The sequence below is a fragment of the Streptomyces sp. NPDC030991 genome (assembly GCF_055571235.1).
In genome coordinates, this window is record NZ_JBVIFR010000003.1 from 511,177 (window position 1) to 531,744 (window position 20,568).

A 20,568-nucleotide genomic window follows, 5' to 3' on the forward strand; every position below is an offset into this window, starting at 1 on the left:
ACCTAGAGTTTTCGGATGAGCGAGACGAGCGGGACGGCGGGGGGAGCGGCGGCCGGGGTGCCGGTGAGCGTGCGGCGGCTGTTGCCGGATCTGCTGACGGCCGTGGCGCCCGTGGTGGGCGGGCGGATGGTGGGGGTGTGGCTGTACGGGTCCGCCGCGACGGGGTCGTTCGAGCGCGGGGTCAGCGATGTTGACGTACTGATCGGCGTGGACGGTGAACTGGACCTGGATGTGGCTGAGTTGCACACCTCACAGGCCCGGATCCTGCGGGCGCACCCGGGCTTCAGGGAGCGGCTCGATCTGACGTACGCGCCCTCGGCCGCGCTCGCCGGAGGTCTTCTCGAACCGCTGATCGTGGTCTCCCCGGGTGAACCGCTGCACACCGCGCGCGTGCTGCCCCGCTGGGCGCTGACCCGGGCCCTCGTCCGCGAGACGGGCCTGACGCTGGCCGGCCGCCCGGCGCGGGAGGCGCTGGCCGCCGCGGAGCCGCAGGAGCTGCGGACGGCGCTGATCGACTCCGTCGCGGGGCTGCGGAGCTGGGCGCCGCAGGTGCGTCACCGGGGCGGCCACGCCTACGTGGTGCTGACCGCGTGCCGGGCCCTGCGCGCCCTGACCACCGGCGAACTGGCGGACAAGGCGCAGGCGGCGGCGTGGACGGCCGGGCGCTGGCCGGCGCTGCGCCCGCTCCTGGAAGCGGCGCTGGCGTGGCGCCGGACGCAGGCGGCCCGGGACGAGACACCACTTCCGGCGGAACTGGCCGCGCTCCGGGACGAGTTGCTCGACCTCGCGGCGGCGACGGCCGGCGCCTCGGGGGCGGAGCCGCACGCGTAGGTGGAAGCGCGGGTCGCGCGCGGAGGTGGATGCGCGGACCGCACGCGGAGGTGGATACGCGGGCCGCGCGCGTAGGTGAATACGCGGGCCGGGGCCGCACGCGGAGGCGAATGCGCGGACCACCCGCAGAGGGCGAGAGCGCCGGGCCAGGGCCGCACGCGGAGGCGAATGCGCGGACCACCCGCAGAGGGCGAGAGCGCGGGACCGGGGCCGCGCGAGGTGGCGAACGCGCGGGACCGGGGCCGCACGCGGAGGTGGATACGCGGGCCAGGGCCGCACGCGGTAGGCGAATGCGCATGCCGCGCGAGGAGGCGAATGCGCGGGCCGCCCGCCAAGACCAAGGCGCCGGCCGCCCACCAAGGCCAAAGCGCGGGCCGCCCACCAAGGCCAAAGCGCGGGCCGCCCGCCAAGACCAAAGCGCGGGCCGCGCACATAGGCCGACGCACGGGCCGCGCTGTGCGAGTGACGCGGATCACTGTCGCGAGCCGGTGAGTTCCGCGCCGCAGGCCCGTCTCAACAGGGGACAGCACCCGCACCCGGCCGACAGGAACCCGCCATGACCACCACCAAGGGCCCCGCCAGCTACTTCCCGGCCATCGAGGAGAAGTACGGGCAGCCGGTCTCCCACTGGCAGGGACTCATCCGGTCCTCGCCGCTGACCAAGCACATGGAGCTGGTCGGCTGACTCAAGTCCGAGCACGGCCTGGGGCACGGGCACGCCAACGCGCTGGTCGCCCACACGCTCGCCGAGGGCCGGGGCGAGTGAGCGGCCGGGCGGTCAGATCCCGCCCATCGGCTTCATGTCGACCTTGACGGGCGTGCCCCACACCCGCACGACCTCGTAGTCCGTGAACTCGTGCACCAGCCGGTACGCCATCGCCGCGTCCGGGCGCCGGCGCTGCGCCGCGAGGTAGAGATCCGCCTCGCGGCGGTCGTGGCGCGGAGTGCCGCACAACTGCCACACCTGCCCGTTCCACACTTCGGGGATCCAGCGCTGCTGGGGCTGCGGGCGGTCCTCACGCGTGCCGTAGCGCGACATCACCGGCTGCTCGTCGGCGCGCGGGCGGGCCGGGCCCCCCGCGTACTCCGAGCGGCGCGCCTGGCGGCGGCGCGTCTCGCACAGCAGGCACAGGTCGGGCGCCGACTTGTCGACCGCGCCCTGCGGGTGCTCGGCGCAGCGGGTCGTGGGCGCCGAGCCCGTGACCGTGTCGTCGAGCAGCTCAAGGGCCCTCTTCACGTCGCCGCGCACCTCGTGGAGCTTGGCGTCCGAGATGTCCCCCGTGAGGGCGTCGCCGTGCTCGCCGAGCAGGCGCAGGGCGCGGCCGAGTGCGGTGAGCTGCGCGTGGTTCACGGTCCTGGTCTCCGATCGTCGCCGTCTCGCGAGTGGGTGCGCGCGGTACGTCCTCCACGATCGCACGCGGCACCGACAACACCCGCACCCTCGCCCCGAACGCATCACGATCCGGTCACGACAACCGGAACCCCTCTTGTCACGAGCCCGTGTAATCGATTCCAATCCTCCGTGTAATCGATTCCACGCAGCCACGAGGAGGTGGTCCGCGATGCCGTCGAGCGTGAGCATCAAGGATGTCGCGGCCGCGGCCGGGGTCTCCGTCGCCACGGTCTCCCGCGTCCTGAACAGCCACCCGTCCGTCAGCCCCGACGCCAGGACCCGGGTGCTGGCCGCCGTGGAGTCGCTCGGCTACCGGCCCAACGCCGTCGCCCGCTCCCTGCGCACCGACCAGACCCGCACCCTCGGCCTGGTCATCAGCGACGTACTGAACCCGTACTTCACCGAGCTGGCCCGCTCGGTCGAGGAGGAGGCCCGCGCCCTCGGCTACAGCGTCATCATCGGCAACGCCGACGAGCGGCCCGACCTCCAGGACCACCACGTACGGACCCTGCTCGACCGGCGCATCGACGGCCTCCTCGTCTCCCCCACCGACGGCGGCTCCCCGCTGATGCTGGACGCGGCCAGGGGCGGCACCCCGATGGTCTTCGTCGACCGGTGGATCCCGGGCGTCGACGTGCCGGTCGTGCGCTCCGACGGGCGGGCCGCCATCCGTGATCTCGTCGCGCATCTGCACCGGCTCGGCCACCGCAGGCTCGCCATCATCGCGGGCCCGGCCGCCACCACGACGGGCAGCGAGCGCGTCGCCGCGTTCCGCGAGGCGCTCGCCTCGTACGCGATCGAGCTGCCGGACGCCTACATCGGGCAGGGCGACTTCCAGGCGGCCAGCGGGCGCCGCGTGACGGAGGGGTTCCTTGACCTGCCAGAGCCGCCCGGTGTGGTGTTCGCGGCCGACAACCTGATGGCGCTCGGCGCGCTCGACGCGATCCGCGCGCGCGGGCTGCGCGTCCCGGACGACATCGCGCTCGCCGCCTTCGACGACATCCCCTGGTTCGTGCACACCGATCCGCCCGTCACGGCGGTCGCCCAGCCGACCAAGGAGCTGGGGCGGGCCGCCGTGCGCGCCCTGGTGGACCGGATCGAGGGCCGCCCGGCCGCGTCGGTGACGCTCCCCGCCCACCTCGTCGTACGCCACTCGTGCGGCGAGCCGCCCACTTCCCTACCGCGTACCTCAATGGAGAGGAGAGCCCGGTGAAACAGCCGCACAAGCCGGACGAGTTGCTGCGTATCGAAGGGATACGGAAGACCTTCCCCGGCGTCGTCGCGCTCGACAGTGTCGACTTCGACCTGCGCGGGGGCGAGGTGCACGTCCTGCTCGGTGAGAACGGGGCCGGAAAGAGCACGCTGATCAAGATGCTCTCCGGCGCCTACACACCCGACGCGGGCCGGATCACCGTCGGCGGTGAGCAGGTCCGCATCCATGGCGCGCAGGACGCCGAACGGCTCGGGATCGCCACGATCTACCAGGAGTTCAACCTCGTCCCCGAACTGACGGTGGCCGAGAACATCTTCCTGGGGCGCCAGCCGCGCCGCTTCGGTCTCATCGACCGCAAGAAGATGGACGCCGACGCCGAAGCGCTCCTCGCGCGCGTGGGCGTGAACGTCTCACCCCGCGCGCGCGTGCGTGAACTCGGCATCGCCCGGCTCCAGATGGTCGAGATCGCCAAGGCGCTCAGTCTGGACGCCCGCGTGCTGATCATGGACGAGCCGACCGCCGTGCTCACCTCCGAGGAGGTGGAGAAGCTCTTCACCATCGTGCGCGCCCTGCGCGAGGACGGCGTGGGCATCGTCTTCATCACCCACCACCTGGAGGAGATCGCCGCGCTCGGCGACCGGGTCACCGTCATCCGGGACGGCCGCAGTGTGGGCCAGGTGCCCGCCTCGACCCCCGAGGACGAGCTCGTACGCCTCATGGTGGGGCGCTCCATCGAGCAGCAGTACCCGCGCGAGAGGCCCGACACGGGCGCCGCGTTGCTGAAGGTCGAGGGGCTGAGCAGGGACGGCGTCTTCCACGACGTGAGTTTCGAGGTGCGGGCCGGTGAGGTCGTCGGCATCGCGGGGCTCGTGGGCGCCGGGCGCACCGAGGTGGTCCGCGCCGTCTTCGGGGCCGATCCGTACGACGCGGGCAGCGTCGAGGTCGGCGGGGCCCGGCTCCCCCGGCACGACGTGAACGCCGCGATGGCCGCCGGGGTCGGGCTCGTGCCCGAGGACCGCAAGGGCCAGGGGCTCGTCCTGGACCAGTCGGTGGCGGAGAACCTGGGTCTCGTGACCCTGCGCACCGCCACCCGCGCCGGGTTCGTCGACCGCAAGGGGCAGTACGCCGCGGCGGAGCGGATCGCCGGGCAGCTGGGCGTGCGGATGGCCGGGCTCGGCCAGCACGTGCGCACCCTGTCCGGCGGCAACCAGCAGAAGGTCGTCATCGGCAAGTGGCTGCTCGCCGACATCAAGGTGCTGATCCTGGACGAGCCGACGCGCGGCATCGACGTCGGCGCGAAGGTCGAGATCTACCAGCTCGTCAACGAGCTGACCGCCGCAGGACACGCCGTGCTCATGATCTCCAGCGATCTGCCCGAGGTGCTCGGCATGAGCGACCGGGTGCTGGTGATGGCGCAGGGCCGCATCGCCGGTGAACTCGCGGCCGGGGACGCGACGCAGGACTCCGTGATGGCGCTCGCCGTCAGCACCACCGACCAGACCCTTGAGGAGGGCTCCCGATGACCCCGGCGAACACGGACACGCTCGACGGCAAGAAGAACGGCAAGAGCGCGACCACGACGGGCGGGGGCCTGCTGCGGCTGCTCCTCGACAACGGTGCGCTGACCGCGCTCGTCGTCCTCGTGATCGCCATGTCGCTGCTGTCCGGCGACTTCCTGACCACCACGAACCTGCTGAACGTCGGCGTGCAGGCGGCCGTGACGGCGATCCTCGCCTTCGGTGTCACCTTCGTCATCGTCTCGGCGGGCATCGACCTGTCGGTCGGCTCGGTGGCGGCGCTGTCCGCGACCGTCCTCGCCTGGGCGGCCACGAGCGAGGGTGTGCCGGTCGTCCTGGCCGTTCTCCTCGCCGTCGTCACCGGTGTGGCGTGCGGGCTGGTCAACGGCGCCCTCATCTCGTACGGCAAGCTGCCGCCGTTCATCGCGACGCTGGCGATGCTGTCGGTGGGGCGCGGGCTCTCGCTCGTCATCTCGCAGGGCAGCCCGATCCCCTTCCCCGACTCGGTCTCCCACCTCGGTGACACGCTGGGCGGCTGGCTGCCGGTGCCGGTCATCGTGATGGTCGTGATCGGCCTGGTCACCGCCGTCGTCCTGGGCCGTACGTTCATCGGGCGTTCCATGTACGCGATCGGCGGCAACGAGGAAGCGGCCCGCCTCTCCGGGCTGCGCGTCAAGCGGCAGAAGCTCGTCATCTACGGCCTGTCCGGGCTGTTCGCGGCCGTCGCCGGCATCGTCCTCGCCTCCCGCCTCGCCTCCGCGCAGCCGCAGGCCGCGCAGGGGTACGAGCTGGACGCGATCGCCGCCGTCGTCATCGGCGGGGCCTCGCTGGCCGGTGGCACGGGCAAGGCGTCGGGCACGTTCATCGGTGCGCTGATCCTCGCGGTGCTGCGCAACGGCCTCAACCTGCTCTCCGTGTCCGCCTTCTGGCAGCAGGTCGTCATCGGCGTCGTCATCGCCCTCGCGGTGCTGCTCGACACGGTGCGCAGGAAGGCCGGGGCGACGCCCACGGCCGCCGGGGCCGGCTCCGGTGGGCCCAGGCAGACGGTCCAGTACCTGATCGCGGCCGTCGTCGCCGCGGCGATCGTCGGCGGGCTCGCGCTGTGGAACAACGGCTCGTCGTCCGAGGGCAAGAAGGACCTGAAGCTGGGCATGGCCGTCTCCACGCTCAACAACCCCTTCTTCACGGAGATGCGGGCCGGCGCGCAGGCCGAGGCGAAGAAGCAGGGGGTGAAGCTGACCGTCACCGACGCGCAGAACGACGCCTCGCAGCAGGCCAACCAGTTGCAGAACTTCACCAGTGAGGGGCTCGGCGCCGTCATCGTGAACCCGGTCGACTCCGACGCCGTCGGCCCGTCCGTGCGGAGCGCCAACCAGGCGGACATCCCCGTCGTCGCCGCCGACCGCGGTGTGAACAAGGCGAAGACGGCGACGCTCGTCGCCTCCGACAACGTCGCGGGCGGCAAGCAGGCCGCGAAGGCGCTCGCCGACAAGCTGGGCGGCAAGGGCACCATCGTGATCCTGCAAGGACAGGCCGGTACGTCGGCCAGCCGTGAGCGCGGCGCGGGCTTCGCGGCGGGCCTCAAGAAGTACCCGGGCATCAAGGTCGCCGCCAGGCAGCCCGCGGACTTCGACCGCACCAAGGGCCTGGACGTCATGACGAACCTGCTCCAGTCGCACCCCGACATCGACGGCGTCTTCGCGGAGAACGACGAGATGGCGCTCGGCGCGGTCAAGGCCCTCGGCGCCAAGGCCGGCAAGTCCGTCTCGGTCGTCGGCTTCGACGGCACGCCGGACGGCTTCAAGGCGGTGAAGGCGGGCACCCTGTACGCGTCCGTCGCGCAGCAGCCGCGTGAGCTGGGGAAGATGGCGGTGCGGAACGCGATCCGGGCCGCCCGGGACAAGAAGATCGACGCAGCGGTGAAGGTGCCGGTCAAGGTCGTGACGGCGAAGAACGTCGCCGACTTCTCGTGACGCCGTCCACGGCACCCGCCGCCGGGTCCCGTACGAAGAAAGGCACAGCATGAACACGTACGACCTCCTCGTCGTCGGATCGGCCAACGCCGACCTGGTGGTGGGCGTCGACCGCCGCCCGGGCGCCGGGGAGACCGTCCTCGGCTCCGACCTGGTCGTCCACCCGGGCGGCAAGGGCGCCAACCAGGCGGTCGCCGCCGCCAGGCTGGGCGCCCGCACGGCGCTGCTCGCGCGGGTCGGTGACGACGGGCACGGGACGCTGCTGCGGGAGTCCATGGAGTCGGCGGGCGTGGACACGTCCGGCGTCCTGGTCGGCGGGGCGCCCACCGGGGTCGCGCTGATCACGGTCGACCCGTCGGGGGACAACAGCATCGTGGTGTCGCCGGGGGCGAACGGGCGGCTGACCCCGGACGACGTGCGGGCGGCCGGAGAGCTGTTCGCGGGGGCCCGGGTGGTCTCCACGCTCCTGGAGATCCCGCTGGAGACCGTCGCCGAGGTGGCGCGCAGCCTGGCCGAGGGGGCGCGGCTCGTGCTGAACCCCTCGCCGCCCGCGCCGCTGCCTGACGAGGTCCTCGCGGTGTGCGACCCGCTGATCGTGAACGAGCACGAGGCGCGTGTGGTCCTCGGCGCGGACACGGAGGGGGAGCCGGAGGACTGGGCCCGGGCGCTGCTCGCGCTCGGCCCGCGCTCGGTCGTCATCACGCTGGGCGCCGAGGGTGCGCTCGTCGCGGATGCCTCGGGCTCGTCGCGGGTGGCGTCCGTGCGGGTGAAGGCCGTGGACACGACGGGCGCGGGTGACGCGTTCACCGCGGCGCTCGGCTGGCGGCTCGGGACCGGCGCGTCCCTCGCCGACGCCGCGGCCTACGCGGCGCGGGTCGGCGCGGCCGCCGTCACCAAGGAGGGCGCGCAGGTGTCGTACCCGACGGCGGAAGAGGTCGCCGCGCTGTGAAGAGGTCCGGCATTCTCAACCGTCATCTGGCGGGCGCCCTGGCCGAGCTCGGGCACGGGGACGGGGTGCTCGTCTGCGACGCGGGGCTGCCGGTCCCCGTGGGGCCGCGCGTCGTCGACCTCGCGTTCCGGGCCGGGGTGCCGTCGTTCGCGGAGGTACTGGACGGGCTCCTCGACGAGCTGGTGGTCGAGGCGGGCACGGCGGCGAGCGAGGTGCGCTCGGCCAATCCGTCGGCGGCCGAGCTGCTGCGCGAGCGGGTGCCGTCCCTCGGCTTCGTCCCGCACGAGGAGCTCAAGGAGCTGGCGGGCGGGGCGCGACTGATCGTCCGGACCGGGGAGGCGCGGCCGTACGCGAACGTGCTGCTGCGGTGCGGTGTCTTCTTCTGAGAGCCGCGCCGGGGCGCTCCCCGGGGAAGGCCCGAGGGGCCCGGTCAGCGGACCGGGCCCCTCGGGCCTTCCCCCTCCTGCGCCAGAACCTCCTCGATCCCCCCAGATCTCCCCCCGAAGGTCCTGACGCACGCTAGACCCGCCGGGCCCGGGAAAGGTTGTGCGCCGGCGGAGCGTTTTCTTTCCGGGATTTTCCTTCGAACTCCTCTTCGAGCATGTCAGCGGGCGTGCCGGGCGAAGCGCGCCACCGTCTCCGCCAGGACCTCGCGGCCGTCCCGCGCCCACAGTCCGTCGTTGAACAGCTCGACCTCGATGGGCCCCGAGTAGCCCTGTTCCTCCACCAGGCCGCGCCAGTACCGCAAGTCGACGGCGCCGTCGCCGAGCTGGCCGCGCCCGTTGAGCACGCCTTCCGGCAGCGGCGTCGTCCAGTCCGCCAGCTGGAACGTGGCGATGCGGCCCTGCGCGCCGGCCCGCGCGATCTGCGCGGGCGCCCGGTCGTCCCACCAGATGTGGTACGTGTCCACGCAGACGCCGACCTGGTGCGCGGGGAAGCGCTCGGCGATGTCCAGGGCCTGGGCGAGCGTGGAGACGACACAGCGGTCGGCCGCGTACATCGGGTGCAGCGGCTCGATGGCCAGCCGCACGCCCTGGTCGGCGGCGTAGGGCGCGAGTTCGGTGAGCGCGTCGGCGATCCGTTCCCGCGCGCCGGTCAGGTCGTGCGAACCGGCCGGGAGGCCGCCGGAGACGAGGACCAGGACGTCGGTGCCGAGGGTGACGGCCTCGTCGACGGCGCGCTTGTTCTCCTCGATCGCGGCTTTGCGTTCGGCCGGGTCGACGGCGGTCAGGAAGCCGCCGCGGCAGTGCGTGGAGACGTCGAGGCCCGCGTCGCGCAGCAGCTTGGCCGCCGCTTCGACGCCGTACGCCTGCACGGGTTCGCGCCAGGTGCCGACGTGCTGGACGCCCGACTCGGCGCAGGCGGCGACCAGTTCGGGCAGGCCGAGTTGTTTGACGGTCATCTGGTTGATGGAGAAGCGGGGGTCGGCGGTGCTCATGAGGTGACTCCGTACACGGCGAGCAGGTTCTTCATCCGGGCCTCGGCGAGCGCCGGGTCCGGGAACAGGCCGAGTCCGTCGGCGAGTTCGTAGGCCCGTGCGAAGTGGGGCAGTGAGCGGGCCGACTGGAGGCCGCCGACCATCGCGAAGTGGTCCTGGTGGCCCGCGAGCCAGGCCAGGAACACGACACCGGTCTTGTAGAAGCGGGTCGGCTTCTGGAAGAGGTGGCGCGACAACTCGACTGTGGGGTCGAGGAGTTCACGGAACCCCTTCGCGTCGCCTGTGTCCAGGACCCGGACCGCCTGCGCGGCGAGCGGCCCCAGCGGGTCGAAGATGCCGAGCAGCGCGTGGCTGAAGCCGCGGTCGTCGCCCGCGATCAGCTCGGGGTAGTTGAAGTCGTCGCCGGTGTAGCAGCGCACGCCCCGGCAGCGGGCAGCGAGGCGGCGGCGCAGGTCGACCTCGCGGCGGGCGTCGAGCAGCGACACCTTGATGCCGTCGACCTTGTCCGGGTGGGCGGCGATGACGTCCAGGAACGTATCGGTCGCGGCGTCCAGGTCGGCGGAGCCCCAGTAGCCTTCGAGGGCCGGGTCGAACATCGGGCCGAGCCAGTGCAGGACGACCGGCTCGGCGGCCTGGCGCAGCAGGTGCCCGTAGACGTCGAGGTACTCCTCGGGGCCCTCGGCGACGGCGGCCAGGGCGCGGGACGCCATGAGGATCGCCTGCGCGCCCGTCCCCTCCACGAGCGCGAGCTGCTCCTCGTAGGCGGCCCGGACCTCGGCCACGCTCCGCGCGGGGCCGGTGAGCTGGTCCGTCCCGACTCCGCACGCGATGCGCCCGCCGACGGCCCTGGCCTCCGCGGCGGACCGCTCGATCAGCTCGGCGGCACCGGCCCAGTCCAGGCCCATGCCGCGCTGCGCGGTGTCCATCGCCTCGGCGACCCCGAGCCCGTGCGACCACAGGTGGCGGCGGAAGGCGAGGGTGGCGTCCCAGTCGACGGCGGCGGGCGAGTCGGGGCTGGTGTCGGCGAACGGGTCGGCGACGACGTGCGCCGCCGAGAAGACGATCCGGGAGGTGAACGGGGCGCCGGTGTCGAGGGCGAGCGGCGTCGCGCGCGGTTCGTAACGTCGCAACTCGCCGTGGCTGTCGGGGAGTTGGATGGTCACAGCGTGATCTCCGGTACGTCGATGCGGCGGCCCTCGGCGGACGACTTCAGGCCCAGCTCGGCGAGTTGCACGCCGCGGGCGCCGGCCAGCAGGTCCCAGTGGTAGGGCGCGTCGGCGTAGACGTGCTTGAGGAAGAGTTCCCACTGCGCCTTGAAGCCGTTGTCGAACTCGGCGTTGTCGGGCACCTCCTGCCACTGGTCGCGGAAGGAGTAGGTGGCCGGGATGTCCGGGTTCCAGACCGGCTTCGGTGTGGAACTGCGGTGCTGTACGCGGCAGTTGCGCAGACCGGCGACGGCGGAGCCCTCCGTGCCGTCCACCTGGAACTCGACGAGCTCGTCGCGGTTGACGCGGACGGCCCACGAGGAGTTGATCTGGGCGACGGCGCCGCCGTCCAGTTCGAAGATGCCGTACGCGGCGTCGTCGGCGGTGGCGTCGTAGGGCTTGCCGTTCTCGTCCCAGCGCTGCGGGACGTGCGTGGTGATCAGCGCCTGCACGGACGCGACCCGGCCGAACAGCTCGTGCAGCACGTACTCCCAGTGCGGGAACATGTCGACGACGATGCCGCCGCCGTCCTCGGCGCGGTAGTTCCAGCTCGGGCGCTGCGCCTCCTGCCAGTCGCCCTCGAAGACCCAGTAGCCGAACTCGCCGCGCACGGAGAGGATCTCGCCGAAGAAGCCGCCGTCGATGAGGCGCTTCAGCTTGAGCAGGCCCGGCAGGAAGATCTTGTCCTGGACGACGCCGGACTTGATGCCCGCGTCCTTGGCGAGGCGGGCCAGGTCCAGGGCGCCGTCGAGGCCGGTGGCGGTCGGCTTCTCGGTGTAGATGTGCTTGCCCGCGGCGATCGCCTTCTTCAGCGACTCCTCGCGCGCGGAGGTGACCTGCGCGTCGAAGTAGATGTCGATGGAGTCGTCGGCGAGGACGGCGTCGAGATCGGTGGAGATGTTCTCCTCCCCCAGGCCGTGCCGCTCGGCGAGGGCCCGCAGGGCGTGTTCGCGGCGGCCGACGAGGACCGGCTCCGGCCACAGCACCGTGCCGTCACCGAGGTCGAGTCCGCCCTGCTCACGCAGGGCGAGCAGAGAGCGGACGAGGTGCTGGCGGTAGCCCATGCGCCCCGTCACACCGTTCATGGCGATGCGCACCGTCTTGCGTGTCACGTGAGTCCCTTCGTCCTGCTTCAACCGGCCGCGCCTGCCGAAGCCCTCGTAGCAAGCGCTTTCTATCAGGAAAGAAGCTAGCCTCTGCACAGCCGCTCGGACAAGAGCGGATACGAGACGGGGTCCGGCGGGTCCGGAGCGGGCCCGGCCGTTGACGGAGGATGACTCGATGACCGTGACCCTGGCGGACGTGGCCGCCCGCGCGCAGGTGTCCCCCGCCACCGTCTCCCGCGTTCTGAACGGCAACTACCCGGTCGCCGCCACCACGCGCGAGCGGGTGCTCAAGGCCGTGGACGAACTGGACTACGTGCTCAACGGGCCGGCCAGCGCCCTCGCGGCCGCCACCTCCGACCTGGTCGGCGTCCTCGTCAACGACATCGCCGACCCGTTCTTCGGGATCATGGCGTCCGCGGTGCAGTCGGAGATCGTCGGCCCCGGCGGCCGGGCCGGCGGGGAGCGGCTCGCGGTGGTCTGCAACACGGGCGGCTCCCCCGAGCGGGAGCTGACCTACCTGACCCTGCTGCAACGCCAGCGGGCGGCGGCGGTCGTCCTCACGGGCGGCGCCATCGAGGACGAGGCCCATGTCGCGGCGGTGGCGGCCAAGTTGCGGCGGCTCTCCGAGGCGGGCACCCGGGTCGTGCTGTGCGGACGTCCGCCGGTACCGGAGACGGACGCGGCGGCGCTGACCTTCGACAACCGGGGCGGGGCACGGGAGTTGACGCGGCACCTGCTGTCGCTCGGGCACCGCAGGATCGGTTATGTGGCGGGCCCCCAGGAACGTACGACGACCCGGCACCGCCTGGAGGGGCACCGCGAGGCGCTGGCCGAGGCGGGCGTGAGCGAGTCGGACGGGCTGATCGCGCACGGCCCGTACGACCGGGCGGCGGGATACGCGGCGACGGTCGAACTGCTGCGCACCGACCCGGAGTTGACGGCCGTCGTCGCGGCGAACGACACGGTGGCGCTCGGCGCGTGCGCGGCCCTGCGCGAGGCGGGCCTGCGCATCCCCGAGGACGTCTCGGTGGCGGGCTTCGACGACCTGCCGTTCAGCGTGGACGCGGTCCCCGCGCTGACGACGGTCCGCCTCCCCCTCGCGGAGGCGGCGGCGCGGGCGGGCCGCATCGCGATGGGCCGCGAGGCACAGCCGCCGGGCGGGCTCGACGTCGTACGGGGAGAGCTCATGGTGCGGGGCTCGACGGGGGTGCCGCGCGGTGCGTGAGACCCGTTCCGCCGCGCGTCCGCCGCGCTGGACCTTCGCAGTGCTGGCGAACCTGGCGCTCGGGCTGCTCGCCCTGGCCCCGCTGGGCTGCGCGTGGTGGCTGCTGAGCGAGTACCTGCCGATGGAGTGCGGGAGCGTCGCCGAGTCGTACTCCCCCGCGTTCACCGGGAGTTGTGACTACCACACGCTGGACCACGGGCCCGTGGTGATGGGCCTCGGTGCGGTGACCGGCGCTGTGGTCCTGCTCCTGGTCGTCCGCACGAACAGGAGCTTCGCCCGGCACGAGGGCGTCGGCCGGGCCGTCTGGCTGCGCGCGGCGCCGTTCGTCCTGCTGCCGTTCGCGGTGGTGTGGACCCTGGCGTGACGCCCGGGTGGGCCCTGGCGTGACGCCCGCGGCGGGCCGCCGCGCACCGGAGCGGGTGGGCCGGTGGCGGCGGCGGGCGCGCCCGCTGGACAGGGTCTAGACGTGCGGGCGGCGTCCGTCTTCCTGGTACGGGAACTGCTGGTCCGCGCCCGGGAGCGTCGGTTTGGGGAGGGTGGCCACCTCCTTCTTCGCCTGCGCGAGCTGCGCCGCCGTGTCGTGCGGCAGGCGCGGCGGCCGGGGCTTGGCGTGGGAGAAGCGGAACGCCGAGGTGAGGTCGCCGAAGGTGGAGCGGCGCCAGGCGGTGACGTTGGGCTCCGCCACACCGGTGAACTTCTCCAGGAACTGGAGCACCGACGTGTGGTCGAAGGACTCGGAGGCCACCCAGCCGCCGACCGTCCACGGCGAGACGATGATCGCCGGGACGCGGAAGCCGCCGCCGATGGGCAGCCCCTGGACGAACTCGTCCGGCGTGCCCGCCGGAGGCGTCGGCGGGGGCACGTGGTCGAAGAGGCCGTCGTTCTCGTCGTAGTTGAGGATGAAGGCCGTCTTCGCCCAGACCTTCGGGTTGGCGGCGATCGCCTCGATCTTCTGGGCCACGAAGTCGGCGCCCGCGGCCGGCAGGTAGTCCGGGTGCTCCGACTGGTAGCTCGTCGGCATGATCCAGCTGACGGTCGGCAGCCGGTCGTTGCGGGCGTCGTCCTCGAAGGTGCCCTCGGGCTGGGGGCGTACCCCGCGCTCGTAGAGTTCCGAGCCGGGCAGCGCGTCCTTGAAGGAGGCGAACTGCTCCAGCATGTTGCAGCCGTAGTCGTCGTCCTGCTGATACACCTTCCAGCTGACGCCCGCGGCCTGGAGGCGCTCGGCGTACGTCGTCCAGCGGTACGGCTGGGGCGCCCTGTTGTTGAGGACCGGGCCACCCCGGGTACCGGACGGGTCGATCGTGCCTGTCATCCAGTAGAGCCGGTTGGGCCAGGTCGGGCCGAAGACCGAGCAGAAGTAGTGGTCGCAGATGGTGAAGGTCTCGGCCAGCGCGAACTGGAACGGTATGTCCTTGCGCGTGTAGTAACCCATCACGTAGGGACCGTTGACGCCGTCGGCCTTGCGGTGGGCCGGGAGCCACTGGTCCATGGCGCCGTTGTTCCACGCCTCGTGCTGCACGGACCAGGCGTGGCTCGTGGACGGGATGGCCTGGGCGCTGGAGGAGTGCGTGTCCAGGTGGAAGGGGAGGAGATACCCCTTCGGGTTCTCGGGGTCGGGCTGGTAGAACACCGAGCGGCCGTTGCTCAGCCGCAGCGCCTTGGGGTCGTTGAAGCCGCGGACGCCCTTGAGCGTGCCGAAGTAGTGGTCGAAGGAGCGGTTCTCCTGCATGAGCAGCACCACGTGCTCGATGTCGCGCAAGGAACCCTTGCGGGGCGGGCCCGCGGCGACCGCCTTCTGCACGCTCGGCGGCAGCAGCGAGAGCGTGGCGGCGCCGCCGACGGCGCCTGCGGCGGAGCCGAGGAGTCTGCGTCGGGTCAGTTCGGCCATGGGGTCCCCTGTCGGTGGAGTGGATGGGGTGGCTGTGCGGGCGGTCGGGGCATGCCAACGGCCCGTGCGCGACGGGCCGTTGACCCACTGTGCGCGCCGTCTGACGTGCGGCGGAGGGGGCGAACGGTGAACTCGGGGCCAACGTGCGGAAAGGGGTTGGCCAACCCATGGGCTGTCCTTGAACCGCTATACCTTCCACAGACACGGACTTGACCCGGGGAGGACACGCGCGACCGCCCCGGATGGCGGACCCGTGGACCCACCCGTCCGCCGGGCGTACGCTGACGCCACCCTCAGATCTCTGACTCAGTCAACTGTCCGGGTCCGCCGCCCGCCGGCCCGGCATCGTGAGGTGACCCATGACCGTGCAGGACATCCGGTCCTTCAACCGCTTCTACACGAACGTCATCGGCGCGCTGGAGCACAGCCGTCACCTGTACGCGCCGTACACCCTCACCGAAGCGCGCGTGCTGTACGAGCTGGCCCACCCCGAGCACGGCCACCGGCTCGACGCGGCCGACCTGCGGACGCTGCTGAAGCTGGACGCGGGGTACCTGAGCCGCATCCTCGGCAAGTTCGAGAAGGACGGGCTCGTGGAGCGCGGCGCGTCCGAGCGTGACTCGCGGCGCCGCGGCATCACCCTCACCCCGCGCGGCCGCACCACAGCGGAGCTGCTCGACGAGCGCTCCCGGGCCACGGTCGGCGCGCTCCTCGACACCGTGCCCGCGGCCGAGCGCGGCCGGCTGAGGGAGGCGCTGCGCACCGTGCGCACGATCCTCGGCGACAGCGGCGCCGCCCCCCGCCCCGAGGACGTCGCGCTGCGCGACCCCGGCCCCGGCGACCTGGGCTGGATCGTGGCACGCCACGGGGCGGTGTACGCGGCCGAGTCCGGCTGGAACGCGGAGTACGAGGGTCTGGTGGCCCGCGTCGTCGCCGACTTCGCCCAGGACCACGACCCGCATCTGGAGCGGGTCTGGATCGCCGAGCTGGACGGCCGCCCGGTCGGGTCCGTGATGTGCGTACGGGACGAGGCGCCCGGCACGGCACGGTTGCGGCTGCTCCTCGTGGAGCCGTGGGCGCGCGGTCTCGGCATCGGCGACCGGCTGGTGCGGGCCGTCGTCGACTTCGCGCGCGGGGCCGGCTACCGCGAGCTGGCGCTGTGGAGCGACGACGGGCTGAAGTCGGCCCGCCCGCTCTGCCTGCGCCACGGCTTCGTCCTGGTCGGCGAGGTGGCGCACCGCTCCTTCGGGGCCGATCTGACGGGACAGGACTGGCGGCTGCCGCTGCGGCGCGCGCCTGAGTGAGGGGCGGGAGCGCGGGTAGGGTCCGCCCCATGAAACTGGCGTTCTCCACTCTCGGTGTCCCCGGCCGCCCGCTGGCCGACGTCCTCCGTCTCGCGACCACCCACGGCTATCACGGCGTGGAGCTGCGCGCCCATCCCGAGGAGCCGGTCCACCCGGGCCTCGATCCGGCCGCGCGCACGGACGTGGCCGCCGCGTTCAAGGCCGCGGGCGTGGAGATCCTGGGCGTCGCCGGGTACGCGCGCGTCGCGGCGCCCGGCGACGACGGCCCGGTGCTCGACGAGGTCCGCGCCCTCGTCGACCTCGCCCGGGACCTGGGCGCCCCGTTCGTACGGGTCTTTCCCGGCGGCGGGGACGGACTGGACGAGGAGGGCCGCGCGGCGGCCGACGCCAGGGCGGCCCGCAGGCTCGGGGTCGCCGCCGAGTACGCGGCCGACCGCGACGTCCGCGTCCTGCTGGAGACGCACGACTCGCACCGCACCGGCGCGGACGCCTCCCGCGTCGTCGGCCCGGTCGGCCACCGCAACGTGGGCGTGCTGTGGGACGTCATGCACACCTGGCTCGGCGGCGAGCAGCCCGCGGTCTCCTACGCGGCGCTCTCCCCCTACCTCGGCTATGTGCAGGTCAAGGACATCGCGGGCCCCGACGACACGAAGCCGCTGCCCCTCGGCGCGGGGGCGCTGCCGCTGGGTGAGTGCGTGGAGGTGCTGAGCCGGGAGGGGTGGGACGGCTGGCTGTGCTGGGAGTACGAGGCGCGCTGGTACGAGGAGGCTGCGCCGCTTTCCGGGGTGTTGGCGGCCGGGCGGGAGCATCTGGCTCGGCTGCTCAACGAGTCGGCCTAGTTCTGTCCCGTCCCGTCCCGTCCTGTCCTGTTCGGGGCGGGTCGGGTCTCGGTCGGGTGCGGCGCCGTGGGGGTTCTCGCGCAGTTCCCCGCGCCCCTGAGATGCGCACTGCGTGCGCCATCTCAGAGGGGCGGTGGTGCACCCGGTGCGACCCGGCCCCTCGTCGGCCACTTTCCACGTCAGCCCCCTTGACTGGCAGAAACTTTCCCGATATCCGTGACGCGCGGAAGTTTTTTTCACGCAGCTCGCTCCCAGCTCGTGCCCCGCCCCTCCCTCCGGAAGGAGCGCAAGTGCACCACCGCCAGTCCAGCAAGGGTTTCTCCAGACGTACGCTGCTCGCCGCCACCACCGCGGGCGTCGCCGCGGCCGGCCTGAGCGCGGCGCCCGCCCAGGCCGCCGGCGCCGACAAGGGCAACAGGACCGACAGGCAACTGAAGAAGATCATCTCCGGGATGTCCCTGGAGGAGAAGGTCGGCCAGCTCTTCGTCATGCGGGTGTACGGCCACTCGGCGACCGCCCCCGACCAGGCGGACATCGACGCCAACCTCCAGGAGATCGGCGTCCGCACCGCGGCCGAGATGATCGCCAAGTACAAGCTCGGCGGCATCATCTACTTCGCCTGGGCGCACAACGTCCGCGACCCGCACCAGATCGCCGACCTCAGCAACGGCATCCAGACGGCCGGCCTCGCGCAGCCCTCCCGGATCCCGCTGCTGGTCTCGACCGACCAGGAACACGGCATAGTGGCACGGGTCGGCAAGCCCGCCACGCTGCTCCCCGGCGCGATGGCGCTCGGCGCGGGCGGCTCGCGCTCCGACGCGCGCAAGGCGGGCGAGATCGCCGGCGCCGAACTGCGCGCGCTCGGCATCAACCAGGACTACGCCCCCGACGCCGACGTCAACATCAACCCGGCCAACCCCGTCATCGGCGTCCGCTCCTTCGGCGCGGACCCGGCCGCGGTGGCCCGGCTCGCCGCCGCGCAGGTCGAGGGGTACCAGTCGGCCCGCATCGCCTCCACCGCCAAGCACTTCCCGGGCCACGGCGACACGGCGACCGACAGCCACACCGGTCTCCCGGTGATCTCGCACACCCGCGAGGAGTGGGAGCGGCTCGACGCGCCGTCGTTCAAGGCGGTGATCGCGGCCGGCATCGACTCGATCATGACGGCCCACATCGTCGTACCGGCCCTGGACCCGGCCCTGGACCCGGCGACGCTCTCGCACCCGATCCTCACCGGCATCCTGCGCGAGCGGCTCGGCTACGACGGTGTCGTGATCACCGACTCGCTCGGCATGGAGGGCGTCCGCTCGAAGTACGGCGACGCCCGCGTCCCGGTGCTGGCCCTGAAGGCGGGCGTCGACCAGCTGCTCAACCCGCCGTCCCTGGACGTCTCCTGGAACGGCGTCCTGTCGGCGGTGCGCAGCGGTGAGCTGACCGAGGAGCGCCTGGACGCGTCGATCCTGCGCATCCTGCGCCTCAAGTCCAAGCTGGGCCTGTTCAAGGACCCGTACGTCACTCGCCGCGGCGTCGACCGCACGGTGGGTACCCGCGCCCATCTGGCCGCCGCCGCCCGGATCGCCGAGCGCACGACGACGCTGCTGGTCAACAAGGACCGGCTGCTGCCGTTGAACCGGCGCACCCACAAGAACGTCCTCGTGCTCGGCGCCAACCCGGCCTCGCCCTCGCTCAGCGACGGGCCGCCGACCACCGTGCTCGGCGCGGCCCTCACCGAGCTGGGCTTCGCCGCGACGGTCCTGGCCACCGGCACCACGCCGGGCCAGTCGGTCATCGCCCAGGCGGTGGCGGCGGCCGCGGGCAAGGACGCCGTGCTCATCGGCACGTACAACGTCACGGCGGGCAGCGCCCAGCAGGCCCTGGTGAACGCGGTCGCCGCGACGGGCGTACCGGTGGTCACCCTGTCCCTGCGCAACCCCTACGACGTGGCCCAGCTCGGCTCGTCCCAGGCGCACGTGGCGGCGTACTCGTGGATAGACGTCGAGCTGCGGGCGGCCGTGCGGGTGCTCGCGGGGCGGGCGGAGCCGCGCGGCAGGCTGCCGGTGCCGGTGCAGAAGGCGGACGACCCGGCTCAGGTCCTCTACCCGATCGGCTACGGCCTGACGTACTGAGCCGGGAGTACGGGGCGTACGCCACGCCTGTGGCGCACCCCCCGGACGGGCGCAGAGCCGCTCCGCGGTGGGGTGCGCCGTCGGACTGCGAGAAGGGGGCCGCGACAGCGGCCCCCTTCCCTCTCCTCACGCGCCTGCGGTCACGGGCGCAGCGTGAACTTCCGGGCGCTCTCGACCCGGTCGAGCTTCGCGTCGTGCGGCGCCTTGGCCGTCGTACCGGACAGGCCCGCCCACGCGAGGATCCGCGACGTGGCGAGGGTCTTGTCGTCGGCGTCCAGCGCGGCGACGTTGGCGCCGTGGTTGGCGTGGGGTGCCGTCAGGACGTAGCTGTCCCGGGCCCCGGCGCCGAGCCGGAAGCGCTCGGCGCCCCACGGGTCGTTGTCGCCGTAGACGTACAGCATCCGGGTCGCGTGGTGGCGCACCCAGGTGTCGACGTCCCGCATCACGCGCGGCTGGAACTTCATCGGGATGGAGCTCGGGACGAAGTTGCGCGGCGGCTGGTAGCCGTAGCGCGAGAGCTTGCCGAGCCACGGCTGCGCGATGTCGGGCGAGCCGAGCTGCGTGCCCGCCTGGTAGTAGTACGGCGTGTACTGCTCCAGGCCCTGGTCGGCGTAGGACGACCAGCCGCCGACCGCGTCGACGTAGTCGAACAGCGCCTGGTCGGTGACGGTCGCGGCGTCGGGCACGTCCGCGCAGGCCGACTCGGGCTGGTACTGCCAGAAGCCCCACACGAGGTCGAGGACGGTCGCCTCGTACGCCTTGTCCAGCGAACCGACCGTGTTCACGGTGTAGTTGTTGGCGGCGAGGTACTCCTTGTACTTCTTCTCCAGGGCGGTGCGGCGCACCAGCGTCTCGCGCTGCACCTTCTGCAGGGCGACGCGGCACTCCTTCGGGCCGACGCCCGCGAGGAACCGGTCGTACGCCGAGTCCTCGTCGTTGACGACGTCGTTCGGGGCGACGTACGCGACGACGCCGTCCATGTCGCGCGGGTAGAAGCGCTCGTAGTAGGTGGCGGTCATGCCGCCCTTCGAGCCGCCGGTGGTCAGCCAGTTCTGGCCGTAGACCGGCTTGAGGGCCTGGTAGATGCGGTGCTGGTCACTGGCGGCCTGCCAGATGTCGAGCTTCGACCAGTCGGCGGGCTGGGGCCTGGACGGCGTGAAGAAGCGGTACTCGACGGAGACCTGGTTGCCGTCGACGATGCGCGTCGGCTCGCTGCGGCTGGGCGTCGTGGAGACGTTGTAGCCGCTGGTGAACATGACCGTCGGGCGGCTGACGTCCTTGTGCAGCACGGTGATGCGCTGCTGGAAGGTGCCCTTGGACGGGTGCCGGTGGTCGACCGGCTGGGTGTAGTCGAGGACGAAGTAGCGGTAGCCGGCGTACGGCTTCTCCTCGATGAGGCTCATGCCGGGTACGGCGAGGAGCCGGTCCTTGATGTCGGCGTTGTCGGCGGCGTCGGCCGTGGCGTCGGCCGGCCGGGCCACCGCCGTCGACATGCCGGCCGCGCTCACCGTGCCTATGAGCACCACGAGCGACAACAGCCATCTGAGCGCTTTGCGCATAC

The 20,568-nt window shown here is 72.6% G+C and carries 17 protein-coding genes and 1 pseudogene; 12 read left to right on the forward strand and 6 right to left on the reverse strand.

Annotation, left to right across the window (positions count from 1 at the left end):
* Positions 1 to 15 precede the first annotated feature (15 nt).
* A complete protein-coding gene (locus ACZ45E_RS08415) occupies positions 16 to 831 on the forward strand; it encodes an aminoglycoside adenylyltransferase domain-containing protein (RefSeq protein WP_468218110.1) in 816 nt (271 codons plus the stop codon).
* Between the two features lie 556 nt (positions 832 to 1,387).
* Positions 1,388 to 1,597: pseudogene (locus ACZ45E_RS08420) on the forward strand (DUF4287 domain-containing protein).
* 12 nt (positions 1,598 to 1,609) lie between these two features.
* Here ACZ45E_RS08420 and ACZ45E_RS08425 read toward each other — a convergent pair.
* A complete protein-coding gene (locus tag ACZ45E_RS08425; RefSeq protein ID WP_468218112.1) occupies positions 1,610 to 2,182 on the reverse strand; it encodes a hypothetical protein in 573 nt (190 codons plus the stop codon).
* A gap of 211 nt (positions 2,183 to 2,393) precedes the next feature.
* Here ACZ45E_RS08425 and ACZ45E_RS08430 point away from each other — a divergent pair, with 211 nt between their 5' ends.
* Genes ACZ45E_RS08430 through rbsD form a run of 5 tightly spaced genes read left to right on the forward strand, consistent with a single transcriptional unit; the run spans position 2,394 to position 8,262 of the window.
* Positions 2,394 to 3,437 (forward strand): LacI family DNA-binding transcriptional regulator, encoded by a 1,044-nt coding sequence (locus ACZ45E_RS08430; RefSeq protein ID WP_468218114.1) that lies wholly within the window; start codon positions 2,394 to 2,396, stop codon positions 3,435 to 3,437.
* Positions 3,434 to 4,960 carry a sugar ABC transporter ATP-binding protein gene (locus ACZ45E_RS08435; protein ID WP_468218116.1) on the forward strand — a complete coding sequence of 509 codons (1,527 nt, stop codon included), beginning with the start codon at positions 3,434 to 3,436 and terminating at the stop codon, positions 4,958 to 4,960. Before ACZ45E_RS08430 ends, ACZ45E_RS08435 begins: the two co-directional genes overlap by 4 nt.
* Positions 4,957 to 6,927 carry an ABC transporter permease/substrate-binding protein gene (locus ACZ45E_RS08440; RefSeq protein WP_468218117.1) on the forward strand — a complete coding sequence of 657 codons (1,971 nt, stop codon included), beginning with the start codon at positions 4,957 to 4,959 and terminating at the stop codon, positions 6,925 to 6,927. Before ACZ45E_RS08435 ends, ACZ45E_RS08440 begins: the two co-directional genes overlap by 4 nt.
* Positions 6,928 to 6,976: 49 nt before the next feature.
* The gene (locus ACZ45E_RS08445) at positions 6,977 to 7,876 is read left to right on the forward strand and encodes a ribokinase (RefSeq protein ID WP_468218119.1); all 900 of its coding nucleotides are present in this window, start codon (positions 6,977 to 6,979) and stop codon (positions 7,874 to 7,876) included.
* A complete protein-coding gene (gene rbsD / locus ACZ45E_RS08450) occupies positions 7,873 to 8,262 on the forward strand; it encodes a D-ribose pyranase (protein ID WP_468218121.1) in 390 nt (129 codons plus the stop codon). The genes ACZ45E_RS08445 and rbsD overlap by 4 nt, the downstream gene beginning before the upstream one ends.
* 218 nt (positions 8,263 to 8,480) lie before the next feature.
* On the opposite strand, the gene ACZ45E_RS08455 is transcribed toward rbsD, so the two are convergent.
* Genes ACZ45E_RS08455 through ACZ45E_RS08465 form a run of 3 tightly spaced genes read right to left on the reverse strand, consistent with a single transcriptional unit; the run spans position 8,481 to position 11,631 of the window.
* Positions 8,481 to 9,314: a sugar phosphate isomerase/epimerase family protein gene (locus ACZ45E_RS08455; protein ID WP_468218122.1), complete on the reverse strand. Its 834-nt coding sequence runs from the start codon at positions 9,312 to 9,314 to the stop codon at positions 8,481 to 8,483.
* Complete coding sequence (locus ACZ45E_RS08460; protein ID WP_468218124.1) at positions 9,311 to 10,477, reverse strand: dihydrodipicolinate synthase family protein; 1,167 nt, start codon at positions 10,475 to 10,477, stop codon at positions 9,311 to 9,313. The genes ACZ45E_RS08455 and ACZ45E_RS08460 overlap by 4 nt, the downstream gene beginning before the upstream one ends.
* Positions 10,474 to 11,631, reverse strand: a complete 1,158-nt coding sequence (locus ACZ45E_RS08465) for a Gfo/Idh/MocA family protein (protein ID WP_468218125.1) — start codon at positions 11,629 to 11,631, stop codon at positions 10,474 to 10,476. The genes ACZ45E_RS08460 and ACZ45E_RS08465 overlap by 4 nt, the downstream gene beginning before the upstream one ends.
* Before the next feature lie 169 nt (positions 11,632 to 11,800).
* Between ACZ45E_RS08465 and ACZ45E_RS08470 the strand changes: the two genes are divergently transcribed.
* Together ACZ45E_RS08470 and ACZ45E_RS08475 are read left to right on the forward strand one after the other, a co-directional pair.
* Complete coding sequence (locus ACZ45E_RS08470; protein WP_468218127.1) at positions 11,801 to 12,850, forward strand: LacI family DNA-binding transcriptional regulator; 1,050 nt, start codon at positions 11,801 to 11,803, stop codon at positions 12,848 to 12,850.
* A complete protein-coding gene (locus tag ACZ45E_RS08475) occupies positions 12,843 to 13,214 on the forward strand; it encodes a hypothetical protein (RefSeq protein ID WP_468218130.1) in 372 nt (123 codons plus the stop codon). Before ACZ45E_RS08470 ends, ACZ45E_RS08475 begins: the two co-directional genes overlap by 8 nt.
* A 96-nt stretch (positions 13,215 to 13,310) precedes the next feature.
* Here the strand turns inward: ACZ45E_RS08475 and ACZ45E_RS08480 are convergent, their stop codons facing one another.
* Positions 13,311 to 14,738 carry an alkaline phosphatase family protein gene (locus tag ACZ45E_RS08480; protein ID WP_468218132.1) on the reverse strand — a complete coding sequence of 476 codons (1,428 nt, stop codon included), beginning with the start codon at positions 14,736 to 14,738 and terminating at the stop codon, positions 13,311 to 13,313.
* 359 nt (positions 14,739 to 15,097) lie between these two features.
* Between ACZ45E_RS08480 and ACZ45E_RS08485 the strand changes: the two genes are divergently transcribed.
* The 3 genes from ACZ45E_RS08485 (at position 15,098) to ACZ45E_RS08495 (ending at position 19,007) form a co-directional block, all read left to right on the forward strand.
* The gene (locus ACZ45E_RS08485) at positions 15,098 to 16,042 is read left to right on the forward strand and encodes a GNAT family N-acetyltransferase (protein WP_468218135.1); all 945 of its coding nucleotides are present in this window, start codon (positions 15,098 to 15,100) and stop codon (positions 16,040 to 16,042) included.
* Between the two features lie 29 nt (positions 16,043 to 16,071).
* Positions 16,072 to 16,881: a sugar phosphate isomerase/epimerase family protein gene (locus ACZ45E_RS08490; protein WP_468218137.1), complete on the forward strand. Its 810-nt coding sequence runs from the start codon at positions 16,072 to 16,074 to the stop codon at positions 16,879 to 16,881.
* A 290-nt stretch (positions 16,882 to 17,171) separates the two neighbouring features.
* Positions 17,172 to 19,007, forward strand: coding sequence for a glycoside hydrolase family 3 protein (locus tag ACZ45E_RS08495; RefSeq protein WP_468218140.1), 1,836 nt, complete (start codon positions 17,172 to 17,174; stop codon positions 19,005 to 19,007).
* 140 nt (positions 19,008 to 19,147) lie between these two features.
* On the opposite strand, the gene ACZ45E_RS08500 is transcribed toward ACZ45E_RS08495, so the two are convergent.
* A complete protein-coding gene (locus ACZ45E_RS08500; RefSeq protein WP_468218142.1) occupies positions 19,148 to 20,566 on the reverse strand; it encodes a S28 family serine protease in 1,419 nt (472 codons plus the stop codon).
* Between the last annotated feature and the right edge of the window lie 2 nt (positions 20,567 to 20,568).

Excerpts from the sequence above, each read along its gene's own strand:
- ACZ45E_RS08470 (WP_468218127.1), top strand. The coding sequence starts at position 11,801 with ATGACCGTGACCCTGGCGGACGTGGCCGCCCGCGCGCAGGTGTCCCCC.
- ACZ45E_RS08485 (WP_468218135.1), top strand. The coding sequence starts at position 15,098 with ATGACCGTGCAGGACATCCGGTCCTTCAACCGCTTCTACACGAACGTC.
- ACZ45E_RS08480 (WP_468218132.1), bottom strand. The coding sequence starts at position 14,738 with ATGGCCGAACTGACCCGACGCAGACTCCTCGGCTCCGCCGCAGGCGCC.
- ACZ45E_RS08500 (WP_468218142.1), bottom strand. The coding sequence starts at position 20,566 with ATGCGCAAAGCGCTCAGATGGCTGTTGTCGCTCGTGGTGCTCATAGGC.
- ACZ45E_RS08455 (WP_468218122.1), bottom strand. The coding sequence starts at position 9,314 with ATGAGCACCGCCGACCCCCGCTTCTCCATCAACCAGATGACCGTCAAA.
- ACZ45E_RS08490 (WP_468218137.1), top strand. The coding sequence starts at position 16,072 with ATGAAACTGGCGTTCTCCACTCTCGGTGTCCCCGGCCGCCCGCTGGCC.
- ACZ45E_RS08445 (WP_468218119.1), top strand. The coding sequence starts at position 6,977 with ATGAACACGTACGACCTCCTCGTCGTCGGATCGGCCAACGCCGACCTG.
- ACZ45E_RS08440 (WP_468218117.1), top strand. The coding sequence starts at position 4,957 with ATGACCCCGGCGAACACGGACACGCTCGACGGCAAGAAGAACGGCAAG.
- ACZ45E_RS08430 (WP_468218114.1), top strand. The coding sequence starts at position 2,394 with ATGCCGTCGAGCGTGAGCATCAAGGATGTCGCGGCCGCGGCCGGGGTC.
- ACZ45E_RS08415 (WP_468218110.1), top strand. The coding sequence starts at position 16 with ATGAGCGAGACGAGCGGGACGGCGGGGGGAGCGGCGGCCGGGGTGCCG.